This is a genomic window from Marinobacter sp. ANT_B65 (genome assembly GCF_002407605.1).
Taxonomy (GTDB): Bacteria; Pseudomonadota; Gammaproteobacteria; order Pseudomonadales; family Oleiphilaceae; genus Marinobacter.
In genome coordinates, this window is record NZ_NXGV01000001.1 from 953,873 (window position 1) to 966,697 (window position 12,825).

Here is a 12,825-nt window from a genome sequence, read left to right on the forward strand (position 1 = left end):
TGATCCTGACTGCGCCTTGAGTAACAAGGTGCAGGCTGATCTGCCTTTGAAAACCCCGCGTCGGTTTACACTGACGCGGGGTTTTCGTTTTTTTGTCATGAACTTGACCAAAGCGTTTGTTAGACTCGGCAACCTGTTAATCATCTGTGTGTAACCGAATGAGTGACGCTGAACCCAAACCTTTTCTTCGCCCCGGCAAGGTATTACTGCTATTGCTGCTTGGGGGGCTCGTCTACCTCGGTGCACTGATTGTTTTTATTCCCGCTGGCTGGGCCTGGCACAAGGCCTCGCCCTATGTTTCTCTTCCTGCACAGGTTCAGGTCCGACAGGTAGCAGGCAAGATCTGGGATGGTGCCGCCGGAGTAATTGTTGAAGGTTTTCCGGTGCGTGTTCGCTGGCAGTTGGAGTGGCCGTCTCTTATGGCCCTGGAGCAGCCCGTGAAAATATCGGTTGAGTCTCTGCAGTCATCTGTTTCGGGTGATGTAACCCTGGGGTGGCCTGCAAATCTTCGCCTGGATGCCAACGGCAGGATTGCCGTTGCCGAATTTGAAGAGCTGATCCGTCGCAGTGGTGGTGCCCTGATTGAGGGTGACATCAGCATCGATCGTCTGGAGCTGGAGTGGGCTGACGATCGGATTGTTCACGCCGATGGTCTCGGCCGTTGGGCGGGCGGACAGGTAAGCTGGCCTATGGGGAATCAGACAGGACAGGCCCGGTTTCCGCCTATGCAGGTAGATCTGGATACCATTAATGGTGGCGTGGCTTTGGTCGTTGCGGAACAGGCAGGCAAGGGGCCTGCTGCAGATGCGAGTATTCTCTGGAACGGAATGATGGAGTTGCGGGTCTACAAGCGCATGGTTGACCTTGCGGGCCAGCCCTGGCCGGATTCTGCAGGCCCGGATGATATTGTGCTACGTGTACGGCAGCCATTACTTCCGGGGGCGCGTTGATGATCTCTCTGCCGGCTGCCGACACCCAGCATCGGGTCGCGAAAACAGTTGCCAACCTGCTGCTTGCAGGGTTGGTAATATACCTGGGTATCGTAATGGCAAACGCCACCTGGCTTTTTGCCTGGAAGGATAAGCCCGTTGCCGTTGCACCGGCAGCCGGTGTGCCCGGGCACTCTGTTTTCGGGAGCGCTGACTCCTGGCCTCTGGCTAGCTACGACTTCTTCGGCCGGCCGAAAGCTCAGGGGGTGGTGGCCGAGGCCGTGAAACGTTCGGCCCCGGAAACGGGATTGAAGTTAAGGCTTGAGGGAGTTCTGGTAGGACAGCGCCCGGAAGGTTCAGGTGCTATAGTGGCCGGAAGTAATGGAGAAACAGCCTGGTACCGGGTTGGCGATTTGCTGCCGGGCAACGCAGAGTTGGCAGAGGTAGAGCCGGGGCGCATATTGATTCGCCGCGGAGGCCGGTACGAATCACTGACGTTTGAAGACGGTGACACTTCCACAATGGTTGCAGAGGTGGCCCGGGAGCCGGCAGAATCATCACCGGAAGCCTTTCTTGAGAGCGCCAGACAACAGTTGGACAGCGCAGGTATTGCTGCACTGACGCCTTATGGCCTCAGCCCTGTTGATGATACTGGCAGTTCGGGTTATGTATATAACGGCTCCAATGCCATGCTGAATGCAGTGAATCTCCGGGCCGGAGACGTGATTACTGCCATAAACGGGCAGCGTCTGGGTAATGTAGAGCAGGACCGGTCGCTGCTGGAAAGCTGGCGGGGGCAGGCCAGCCTGGAGATAGAAATCGAACGTGACGGATCTTTCCTTACTATAAGTTATGCCATACCTGAGCAGTGGCGCTGATCGGGTTCATCGATACAGGACGAAATCGCCGGATGTATAACCACAAGACCAATTTGTTGCGGGCCCTGGCTCTGCTTATTCTTTTACCCCTAATGTCGATGGCGCACGGCCAGGAGGAAACCTGGAGGCTGAACCTGAAAGACGCCGATATCCGTGCTTTTGTTACTCAGGTGGCGGATATCACCGGGTACAGTTTTGTGGTGGATCCCCGGGTGAAAGGTAAGGTCACTGTTCTTTCCAGTGCCCCGATGAACAAAAATGAAATTTATGACCTGTTTCTTGCCGTGCTTAGTGTTCACGGTTTCACCGCCATTCCCGGAGAAGAAGTTATAAAGGTGGTGCAGCAGGTGGATGCGAAACAGTCAGCGGAAGCTCTTGGGCGCTTCCCCAATATACCCTCTGAGCAGCTTATTACCCGGGTTATCCAGATTGATAATGCTAACGCTCTGGAGCTTGTGCCTATCCTTCGTCCGCTGGTGGCAAAATATGGGCATCTGGCTGGAGTAGCTGCCGCTAATGCGCTGATTATCAGTGATCATGCCTCCAATATTCAGCGGATCGAGCAGATTGTCCAGGAGCTGGACAGCCCTTCGAAGTACGAAGTTGAAGTGATCAAGCTCAGGGAGGCCTGGGTTGGCGACATGGTGGTGCTGCTGCAGGAGCTGGCTCCGGATGAGTTGGGTCGGGCCGGTAATGACAGCGCTGCGAGAAAGTACAGTGTCACAGCCGATGAACGTAGCAATCGCCTTATCCTCAGAGGGGATGAATCCTTCCGCAACAAGATCCGCGGGCTGATTGTCCAGCTTGACCAGCCCTCAGCCAGTGGTGGTGCAACCAAGGTGATTCGCCTCAAGCACGCCGATGCCGAGAACCTGACCGATATTCTCACCGGAGTGATGGGTGAGCTCGTCAAGGAAGGGGCCGGAGGCGCAGCCAGTGGTGGTTCCAGCACCCGGCCTCAGGGTAATTTTGCAGTGTTTGCGGATGAAGGGCTGAACGCTCTGGTAATTCGCGGGGAGCCTTCGCTGATGCAGGAGGCAGAAGAAATTGTTACGGCACTGGATGTCCGTCGTGCTCAGGTTCTGATAGAGGCCGCAATTGTAGAAATCAGCGATGAGCTAGGCCAGGATCTGGGCGTTCAGGTCGCGGTCGGCGATGAGTCCGGGGCTTCCACACCTGTCTTGGGAACAAGTTTTGGGAATGTTGGAACGAGTCTTGGAGACGTAATCAGCGCAATTCTGACCGAATCAGTTATTACGCCAGCAGTCGGGGGTATTACCATCGGTGCCGGACAAAGAAATGAAGACGGCGTGACCTGGGGTGTTCTTTTGCAGGCCCTTTCGACTTCCGCTGCGGCCAACCTTCTTTCCACGCCGAGTATTATCACCCTGGATAATCAGGAGTCAGAAATTATTGTGGGCCAGAACGTTCCGTTCCGTACCGGCCAGTCTACGGTTACGGGGGATGGCACTACTAATCCGTTTACTACGATTGAGCGCAGGGATATTGGTCTTACTCTGAAGGTGACGCCGACCATCAGTGCAGATGGTCTGGTAAGGCTGGTGGTTGAGCAGACAACAGAAAGCGTCGCCGACAGTATTGAAGATGCGTCGGATATTGTTACCAATAAGCGTGAAATAAAGACAACCGTGCTGGCTGATGACGGGGAAACCATCGTGCTGGGTGGCCTTACCACTGATGACTACACGGTGAACAAGAGCAAGGTGCCGCTGTTGGGCGATATTCCTTACCTTGGGAGGTTGTTCTCATCCGAGTCTGAGCGCAGGGTAAAGCGCAACCTGCTGGTGTTCCTGCGGCCCAGAATCCTGCTTGGTAAGGAGGATGCAGTTACGGCTACATCCGAAAAGTTCAATAAGTTGTGGAACGTAAACCTGGATATTCGCAACAAACTCGACTTGCCCGAAGTGGATGCCAGCCCGGGTGTTGAAGTGTTGTTCGATGTGGGAGATAGCAGGCTTACGGAGTAAGATCAGAAAGCCTGTTAAACAGTCATTGGGGGCATGGGGCAGTCCATCTGGTCTGCCACCAGCCGCATCAGTTCGTATTCCCGCGCATCAATAACCCCATCATAGGTAATGCAATGCCCGCAGGCGTCTATAACTGCGGGTTTCAGCAGGGGTGAGAGCCCGTTCAGTACCTTCAGTGTTTCCTGCAACTGCCGCATGGTTACTTTGGCCAGCATTGGGGTGTCGGTACTTCCATTGTTTGTGAAGCCAGCCATGGCTTCGTGGTAGAGGATTTCCGCCTGTTGGCTGTCGCTTGAACCAGCCCTGGCCATCAGGCTCAGGAGGCTCTGTAATGCCGGTATCGCGGGTTTATAGCTTTTATGGCGTACAGGTATTGCTCTGTCTGCGTCTACGCCCAGGTGTCGGGAGAGAAAGCTGGTAAGAGCCAGTTCAAATAGTGTAATCCGGTTATCCGCATCGACCAGTTTTCTTACATTCCGAATCAATTCAGCGCGCTCTTCCGGGTCCAGTTTCCGCAGGGCCGGCATTGCAAGTTCGAGTGCCGGGAAACGCACAGCCTCTCCCAGGCTTTGAAGTGCAGGAATGAGTTTCGCAAGAAGGTCCGGCTGGGCACCAAACAGCGGGTGGTCGGGAAGCAGGCTCAGGCACTCTGCCTGCTGATGCTCGTCCAGGTCGTAGATGAGCAGGGCATAACAGAGCTGGATCCCTCCGGCCCGGGTGTATAACAAGCTGCGGAAGGTTGATGGCAGACGTCGCAGAAGGTGAACAGCAAAATCTTCGCCTTCCGGGCTGACCGTGCCCACTCTTTCCGAGAGCTTTTGTGCTCCTGCTGACGCGGGCCCGGGAGTAGAAGCTATCGGTTTGGTTGATGAGGCCCGTCGACCGGGGACGTAAGTGTCTGCAGTTGCACCGGCAAAGCTGGAGGTGCCGGAAGGGCGGCCTCCGGTGGTTGCCGCGCGCAGGTCTGCTCCGGGTTCGGTATCTCTCAACCGGCTTTTCAGGCGCGCCAGAAGCCCGGGCTGAATGGCGTTTATGCGTTGTTCAATCGGTGGGTGGGAGGCAAGTAAAGACGTGAACTTCATCCGGGTGGCTTCCCCGAAGCACATGTGGTTCATGTCGCTGGCGTGGCCTGTGGTATCCAGGTAGCTGCTTCTGAGCCCGATTTTGAAAAGTGCGCCGCCAATCCCATCCGGGTTGCGTGTGAACTGTACTGACGATGCATCGGCGAGGGTTTCCCTCTGGCGTGACACGGCAGCCTGAATCAAGCGTCCGAAAAATACACCTACATAACCAATTACAAATAGCGCTACACCGAGAACTCCCATGGCCGCCTGGGAGCGACCGTCCCGATTTCGGGCCGCGGCCCGCCCGCCGCTGTAGAAGGATGCACGAAGCAGAAAATCACCGATCTGGCCGATCATCAGGATACCGGAAAGCAAGGCAATGAGGCGCACGTTCAGACGCATGTCGCCGTTGAAAATGTGACTGAATTCGTGACCCACAACGCCCTGAAGTTCATCCCGGGTTAACTGGGTGATAGCCCCATGGGTGACTACCATCACGGCAGATCCGGGCGAGTATCCGGCTACAAATGCGTTGATGCCGGTTTCGTTGTCCATCAGGTAGAGTTCCGGCACGGGTACGCCGCTGGCAATGGCCATTTCCTCTACAATATTGCGTAGTTTACGTTCATCGTTGTCGCGGGTGTCCGGGTCAACAGGCCTGGCGCCAACCATTTTCGCCACACGGCTGCCACCCCCCGCCAGGTCCGCCCAGCGTAGAAGTGAGCCCATAAAAATGAGTGCTACCACAGCCGAAGCAGTGATCAGGCCGTGAGTGGACAGTAGCCAGTAGTGGAAAGGTTGATCAGAGGTTTCGCTACGGGTGACAAAATAGCCCACGAGGCACACAGCCAGTGTAATCAGCAGTACAGCTGTGAGAAACAGAAATACCAGCAGGCTGGTGTTGCGCCGGGCATTGGCCTGGCGCTGGAAAAATCCGGGATGAGCCATGACTCAGGGTCTCAGAAGGCCACTTTGGGTGCCTGGCGGGCTTCTGGTGATTCAAGTTCCAGTTGAGAGCTTTCTTTGAACGAGAACATTCCGGCCAGAATATTATTGGGGAACTGTTCGCGAAAGGTGTTGTAGCTCATTACGCTGTCGTTGTATGCCTGGCGCGCAAAGGACACCCGGTTTTCTGTGCTTGAAAGTTCTTCCATCAATTGCTGGATGGTTTCATTCGCTTTCAGCTCCGGGTAATTTTCGGCTACCGCATAAAAGTTGGCGAGAGCTTTGGTGAGCAGGTTTTCGGCACCACCAAGGCGTTGGATTTTGGTACCGTCTCCAGGATCTTTGGCTGCATCTTTCTGGGCACTGACGGCGTTATTTCTTGCTTCCATCACCTGGGTCAGTGTTGATTTTTCGTGATCAAGATAGGCTTTTGCTGATTCGACCAGATTGGGGATAAGGTCGTGCCTGCGCTGGAGTTGTACATCAATCTGAGCAAAGCCGTTTTTGAACTGATTGCGCAGAGAAACCAGACGATTATAGATAAAAACCAGATAGATTGCCGCGACAGCAATAACGATCAGGCCAATAATAGTAGTTCCCATGGCAAATCCTCTGAAGTAATGGGTCAGGTGTTATTTTCGATAAGCTTTTGGTGGAAATCCTGCACAAACGTCTCAAAATCTGCAGGGCGCAGAGGCTTGCTGAAGAAGTATCCCTGTGCCAGTTTGCAGCCGCGCTGGCTCAGATAGAATTCCTGCTCCGCTGTTTCCACACCTTCCGCAACGACCGTCAGGTTGAGGCTTCTGCCCAGATCGATAATGGTGTTGGCGATGCGTGTGTCTTCTTCATTTACCAGCAGGTCCCGGATGAACTGCTTGTCAATTTTCAGATGTTTAACCGGCATTTTCTTGAGGTAGGTCAGGGAGGAATAGCCGGTGCCAAAATCGTCCACAGCAATACTGATACCTGCGCGGTTCAGAATATCCAGCTTGGCGACGGCATCTGAAAGGTTTGTCATGAAGCTGGTCTCAGTAACTTCCAGTTCCAGGCGGCCTGCAGGAATGTCGTGGCGCTTCAGGGTGCTCAGAATGTCTTCAACAATGCGTTCCTGGTGTAACTGCACTGCCGAGAGGTTTACTGCGATGCGTATGGGAAGCCCTTTGCCTGCCCACACCCTCGCTTGCTGGCAAGCCTGCTCCAGCACCCATTGTCCAATTTCTACAATGGAGCCATTGCTTTCCGCGAACGGAATAAAATAATCCGGTGGCACCAGCCCCCGCACAGGGTGGTCCCAGCGAAGCAGAGCTTCTGCGCCAATGACCCGTTTTGTTTCAAGATCTACCTGAGGCTGGTACACCACATAGAACTGATCAAGGGCCAGAGCCTGGGAAAGGTCCTTCTCAAGTTGTTTACGATCCCGGATTTCCTGGTCGATACTGGCCACGTAAAACTGAAAGTGATCCCGGCCTTTCTGCTTGGCCAGCATCATGGTTTGCTCTGCACTCTGAAGCAGCCGGTCGGGCTGGATGGCGTCAGATGGGTACAGCGCTATACCCAGTGTTGCGGTCATGGAAATGGTCTGGCCTTCAATTCCTGTGCTCTCACTGATGCTGGCCAGAATGGCTTCTGCCGTATCTGCCGCCTGAAAGCCATCTTTAAGCCCTTTTTCTACCACAACAAACTGGTCGCCCCCGAGGCGGGCCAGGGTGAAGCGGCCACCCACCAGACATCCGATAAGCCGGTCTGCAACGGTTTGCAGGGCTACGTCCCCGGTACGGAAACCGCATTGATCGTTGATGGATTTGAAGTCGTCTATGCCGCAAACGATCACGGACAGAAGAGTCTGGTTGCGTCTCGACTCTTCGATATCATGCTCTAATAGCTCCATGAAGCTGTCCCGGCTCAGTAGTCCGGTCAGCTGGTCGTAGCGGGCGAGGCGGCTTACCCGGTCTTCTGCATCACGATGGCGTTTCTGGCTTTCCCCAATGGCTATGAGCAAGGTGTTTGTTGCGCTCACCCAAAGCCCGAGTTCATCTTTCTCATGGCCTGCCGGTGTTTCCACCAGGCGGTCATCCGGATGTGCCGGGTCTACCTGTTTAACAGAATGGACGATGCGCAACAGCGGGCGGGTCAGCAGCATGTATACAACGAAGAACAGCACCATTCCGAGAATGACTGCTGTGGCAATTACCGAGATGAAGGTAATGATGGCGCGGCCCAGCCACATGTGAGCGGCTGGAACCGTGTCGTAGTGGACAATGAAATAGCCGTATACAGTCTCGGGATCGCCCTGACGCGTCAGCTCTATATTGAATTGGCGTTCGGCACCGAAAATCCAGTTGGTCAGTGGCCGGAATGTGCTTTCAGCCAGAGGTCGCTCGCGAGTACTCAGGGGCTCCCCGTTTGTGTGGAGGATCTGGGCCAGATGCACGGACTCTTTTGCAAACAGGCCGTCGACCACTTGCGCGGCCAGGTCTTCGTCGATGCTGAAGACGGCCTGGGTTGCAGCATCTCTAACCATTGCCATTGTCTGGTTGGCCTGGTTATTGAGATCGGCTGACACGCGACGGGCATCCAGCACTATCTGTATGGTGCTGACGATTACGCTGCTGATCAGTGCAACTGTAAGTATCCACCAGAGGATGCGGTAGCCAAGGCGGTTTTCAACCTTAAAGGATGTTTGCATTCAGATCCGTCTTTAGCCTGTTTGCCAGGCGCCCATTTTTTGTAATCCTTAAGCGTCTGCGACACATAACATATTGCTGACAGTACGGATTATGGCTCAGGTTAAACAACACTGCATATAGTATCGGTGATTATTCCAAATAGTTGAGATTTCCGGCGTTTCAATTTGTAAGTGTCGCCGGTTGTCACATGCAAAACGCCCGCATATAGCGGGCGTTTTGCGGTCAGCCGTCACCGGCCGGATTTGGATCTGATCAGGCCAGGTTTTCGTTTACGAAATCCCAGTTGACCAGCTTCCAGAAAGCTTCGAGGTAGTTCGGGCGGGAGTTGCGGTAGTCGATGTAGTAGGCGTGTTCCCACACATCAACAGTCAGCACTGGCTTGTCTGCACCGGTCAGCGGAGTTTCCGCATTGCTGGTGTTGACAATGGCAACGCTGCCATCGGCTTTCTTGACGAGCCAGGTCCAGCCGGAACCGAAGTTATTGGCGGCTTTGTCGCTGAATTCTTTCTTGAACTCTTCAACTGAACCAAAGGCTTTCTCAATGGCTTCCTTGGCCGCACCAGTGGGCTCGCCACCGCCGTTCGGGCTCAGGCAGTGCCAGTAAAAAGTATGGTTCCATACCTGGGCTGCGTTGTTGAATACCGGGCCGCTGGCGCTTTTGATGATTTCTTCAAGCGACTTGTTGGCGTTGTCAGTACCTTCAACCAGGCCGTTAAGCTTGGTTACGTAGGTGTTGTGGTGCTTGCCGTAATGGTATTCGAGGGTTTCAGCAGAGATATGCGGTTCGAGTGCGTTCTTTTCGTAAGGTAGTGCCGGAAGTTCAAATGCCATGAGGTCGTTCTCCCTGGTTCTCTCAATTATGGTTAATGTCACGGCTCTAATATAGGGCCGATTTGAGCGATATCAACCCCGTAAGGCAATTCAGCTCTTAGGGGTCAGTGTGCTGTTGAACTCGGGACTGCCAGGCAGAAACTGCACGCAGTTCCTGACCCGCCAGACCATTTCTTCGTAGCTGTCAGCTAAAACGTTGACGTGGCCGAGTTTTCGGCCGGGCCGCTCGGCTTTGCTATAAAGATGAACGTGAGCGTAGGGCAGTTCCAGCAGTCGCTCTATATCCCCGTGTTCACCGATAATGTTGATCATGCAGCTGAGGCCGCGTGGTGCGACATTGCCCAGTGCATGGCCGCTGACGGCTCTGATATGGTTCTCGAACTGGCTGGTCATCGCACCTTCGATGGTCCAGTGGCCGGAGTTGTGAACTCGCGGTGCCATTTCGTTTGCTACCAGGCCTGTGGGCGTATCAAACAGCTCCAGCGTCAGCACTCCAACGTAGTCCAGTTCGTTGAGCAGGGCTTTGATATAACGCTCTGCATCTTCCTGAACGTGCTTTTCCAGTCTGGGTGCCGGAGCGATCGCGTAGCGCAGTATGCCCTCGTGATGCACGTTCTCGGAGATGGGGTAGAAGGCCAGTTGGCCATCTTCAGCCCGTACTGCAATAATCGATACTTCGCGCTTGAATTCGACAAATTTTTCTACCATCAGCCGTGAATGGCCGATGGATTCCCAGGCGGCTTCCGCGTCTTCCGGGCTTTTCAGTACGGCCTGACCCTTGCCGTCGTAGCCTTCGGTATTGGATTTGGCAACTACCGGGCAGCCCAGGCTTTCTGCCGCGGCTCTGAGGGATTCGGCACTGTCGGCAATTTTCCATTGTGGTGTAGGGATGCCCAGCTCACCGAACAGTGTTTTTTCGGCTTCACGGTTCTGGCAGACCTGCAGGGCGCGGGGGCAGGGGTGAACCGGTTTTTCTTTTGCGAGTTTTTCTGCAACTTCCACTGGCAGGTGTTCGAACTCGTAGGTGACCCGATCTACCCGGGACAGAAAGTCGTCCAGGTATTTGCCTTCACGATCAATAATAACTTCACCCAACCCCGCGCTGGGGCTGCCTGACATGTCATAGAAAACAAAGGTTTTGGCCAGCGGATATCCGGCGAGGGCAAGCATTCTTCCCAGTTGGCCAGCGCCTAGTACGCCAATTCTCATTTGTGTTCTCCTGCCGAAGTCGGGCACTTTGCTTTGGGTGGTAAGCGAGGGTGGGGCGAGGCTTTTCAAAACACGCTGTGAATACGTCCGTATACGCTTGGCTCCGCCATCCATGGCTCCGCACAGTTTTGGAAAGCCTCGCCCCGCCCTCGCAATCTTAACTGGGCAGTGGGTTCACTGCTCTTTCGGATCCGGGTTGTCCAGAATCGTTTGGGTCTGCGTTGCCCTGAATTCATCAACGGCTTTGCGAACACTTTCATCAGAAGTGCCGATTATCTGTGCTGCGAGGAGGCCTGCGTTGGTGGCGCCAGCATTGCCGATCGCCAGTGTGCCTACAGCTATGCCTCCTGGCATTTGTACGATGGACAGCAGCGAATCTAGGCCGCTGAGTGCTTTTGATTGCACAGGAACGCCCAGTACCGGCAAGGAGGTCTGGGATGCGACCATGCCGGGTAGATGGGCGGCGCCACCAGCGCCTGCGATTATGACTTTCAGACCGCGGTCGGAGGCAGTTTTCGCATAGTCGAAAAGCAGATCCGGCGTGCGGTGGGCCGAGACAACTCTGGTTTCATAGGCGACGCCGAGTTTGTCCAGCATATTGGCGGCGTTTTCCATGGTGGGCCAGTCGGATTTGGAGCCCATGATAAGACCTACTAGCGGCTGCATACGCAACTGTCCCGTGATAATTGGAAAGCGGCACATTGTATGTTTTGGCTATCTACCATGCAAGGAAGGTGTTGCAGTGCTTCGCACGGCTTCATATGCCCTCGTAGAGTCAGTACCTTGAGGCTTCGTCATTTCAACCGGTGAACAACTGCATGTATTATCGATAACAGTAAATCAAACCGCCCATATCCAGGAGTTGTAATGGAACCCATCCGTCCTGATGACGATGAACTGAGAGCCGAGCGGCCTTTTGGTGTGTCAGAGCAAAATACATCCGTGCAGAAGAAAACCAGGGCGTCAGCCGAGGGTGCAGGTGGTAGTTCCAGGCCACCGAAACCGCCCAGTGGTGATAACGAAGGAGGCGGCAGCAGGTCGAGCCTTGTAGTTCTCTGGCTGGTTGTTGTGATTGTGGCTGTGGCTTCTGTCGCTGGCTGGTACTCGCAGAATCAGCAGATTCAGATGCTTGAAGGTCAGCTGGAAGAAGCGGATTACTGGGCGCGGCAGAGTAAGCTTGCGTTGGCCCGGTTTGAAGGAGACCTTACGGAAACGGGGGAAAATCTGCAGGAGCATGGTGCATCACTGGCAGAGCAGTTGGCATCCCAGAAGAAACAGATTGACGAGGCCGGTAGCGAGATCCGTAAATTGTGGGTTGTCGCAAACGAGCGGAACAAAAAGCGTCTGGATGATCAGCAGGAGCGAATTGCTGCCGCAGAAGCTACGCTTGCACAAAGCAGTAAGGCACTCGCGGATGTGAGTTCCACGGTTGAGCAGGTCCGGACCTCGCTGAGTGCCGATCTTGCAGCCCTGACGAGGCAGACGGAGACTTCAATTGCGGCCCTGGAAGATTCTGGCCGACAGACAGCAGAGCAGCTGACATCAGTCAGCAAACAAGTGGCGGATGTCGATCAGGTTGTTGAACGACGGGTACGCCGTTTTGAGCAGGAACAATCGCTTGGTATCAGTGGAATCGAAGGACGGTTGTCTGCTATTGAACAAAAACTTGCCGGTCTGGCCGGCAATGATGGCGAGCGGGCACTCAGAAATGAGTTGGCTGAGGTGAAAAAGAATATTCAGGCGATTGACTCTTCCCGGGCTCAATTCACCTCGCGCCTCGTGCGCTTGTCGGAGGAGGTTAATCAGTTACGTAATGAGACTATTGGCCAGTAGGTTGAAAAAAATTTGACACCGCCGGACAAATGCTTAAAATGCGCCTCTCACTTGATCGAGACAACGAAGTTTGTTCGCAGATCTCAGCGGCTTGATCAGGTGAAAGCCTTTGAAAGGTTTGAAGTGGGTGGTTAGCTCAGCTGGGAGAGCATCGCCCTTACAAGGCGAGGGTCACTGGTTCGATCCCAGTACCACCCACCACTTTCTTTCAAGGCAGACATCGGGCACTTGAGTTCGATGTGCGATTCAGGTTTAATGCCGAATCGATGTGGAGCGGTAGTTCAGTTGGTTAGAATACCGGCCTGTCACGCCGGGGGTCGCGGGTTCGAGTCCCGTCCGCTCCGCCACTTTATTCCCGGGTGGTTAGCTCAGCTGGGAGAGCATCGCCCTTACAAGGCGAGGGTCACTGGTTCGATCCCAGTACCACCCACCAGATTCCAGAAAAGGGCAGGTCCATTGGA

The 12,825-nt window shown here is 54.5% G+C and carries 10 protein-coding genes and 3 tRNA genes; 7 read left to right on the forward strand and 6 right to left on the reverse strand.

What is annotated here, in order from left to right:
• Nucleotides 1-158: 158 nt before the first annotated feature.
• From gspN to gspD, 3 genes are read left to right on the forward strand one after another with little or no spacing between them, the layout of a single operon-like run.
• On the forward strand, nucleotides 159-950 hold the full coding sequence (gene gspN, locus CPA50_RS04490) for a type II secretion system protein N (RefSeq protein WP_096781254.1): 792 nt from the start codon (nucleotides 159-161) through the stop codon (nucleotides 948-950).
• Entirely contained in the window at nucleotides 950-1,807 is an 858-nt protein-coding gene (locus tag CPA50_RS04495; protein ID WP_096781255.1) for a type II secretion system protein N, read from the forward strand. The genes gspN and CPA50_RS04495 overlap by 1 nt, the downstream gene beginning before the upstream one ends.
• Before the next feature lie 32 nt (nucleotides 1,808-1,839).
• Entirely contained in the window at nucleotides 1,840-3,795 is a 1,956-nt protein-coding gene (gspD, locus tag CPA50_RS04500) for a type II secretion system secretin GspD (protein ID WP_096781256.1), read from the forward strand.
• 14 nt (nucleotides 3,796-3,809) lie between these two features.
• Here gspD and CPA50_RS04505 read toward each other — a convergent pair whose 3' ends face one another.
• The 6 genes from CPA50_RS04505 to purE form a co-directional block, all read right to left on the reverse strand.
• Entirely contained in the window at nucleotides 3,810-5,807 is a 1,998-nt protein-coding gene (locus CPA50_RS04505; protein ID WP_096781257.1) for a M48 family metallopeptidase, read from the reverse strand.
• A gap of 11 nt (nucleotides 5,808-5,818) precedes the next feature.
• Entirely contained in the window at nucleotides 5,819-6,406 is a 588-nt protein-coding gene (locus CPA50_RS04510) for a LemA family protein (RefSeq protein ID WP_096781258.1), read from the reverse strand.
• A 23-nt stretch (nucleotides 6,407-6,429) separates the two neighbouring features.
• Complete coding sequence (locus CPA50_RS04515; RefSeq protein WP_096781259.1) at nucleotides 6,430-8,490, reverse strand: putative bifunctional diguanylate cyclase/phosphodiesterase; 2,061 nt, start codon at nucleotides 8,488-8,490, stop codon at nucleotides 6,430-6,432.
• A gap of 253 nt (nucleotides 8,491-8,743) precedes the next feature.
• A complete protein-coding gene (sodB, locus tag CPA50_RS04520) occupies nucleotides 8,744-9,322 on the reverse strand; it encodes a superoxide dismutase [Fe] (protein ID WP_096781260.1) in 579 nt (192 codons plus the stop codon).
• Between the two features lie 90 nt (nucleotides 9,323-9,412).
• Entirely contained in the window at nucleotides 9,413-10,531 is a 1,119-nt protein-coding gene (locus tag CPA50_RS04525) for a 5-(carboxyamino)imidazole ribonucleotide synthase (RefSeq protein WP_096781261.1), read from the reverse strand.
• Between the two features lie 174 nt (nucleotides 10,532-10,705).
• On the reverse strand, nucleotides 10,706-11,197 hold the full coding sequence (gene purE / locus CPA50_RS04530) for a 5-(carboxyamino)imidazole ribonucleotide mutase (protein ID WP_096781262.1): 492 nt from the start codon (nucleotides 11,195-11,197) through the stop codon (nucleotides 10,706-10,708).
• Nucleotides 11,198-11,398: 201 nt separating this feature from the next.
• Here purE and CPA50_RS04535 point away from each other — a divergent pair, with 201 nt between their 5' ends.
• The 4 genes from CPA50_RS04535 (at nucleotide 11,399) to CPA50_RS04550 (ending at nucleotide 12,797) form a co-directional block, all read left to right on the forward strand.
• The gene (locus CPA50_RS04535) at nucleotides 11,399-12,364 is read left to right on the forward strand and encodes a hypothetical protein (protein ID WP_096781263.1); all 966 of its coding nucleotides are present in this window, start codon (nucleotides 11,399-11,401) and stop codon (nucleotides 12,362-12,364) included.
• A 125-nt stretch (nucleotides 12,365-12,489) separates the two neighbouring features.
• Nucleotides 12,490-12,565, forward strand: a tRNA-Val gene (locus tag CPA50_RS04540).
• A 69-nt stretch (nucleotides 12,566-12,634) separates the two neighbouring features.
• Nucleotides 12,635-12,711, forward strand: a tRNA-Asp gene (locus CPA50_RS04545).
• Between the two features lie 10 nt (nucleotides 12,712-12,721).
• Nucleotides 12,722-12,797 (forward strand) — tRNA-Val (locus CPA50_RS04550).
• Nucleotides 12,798-12,825 lie beyond the last annotated feature (28 nt).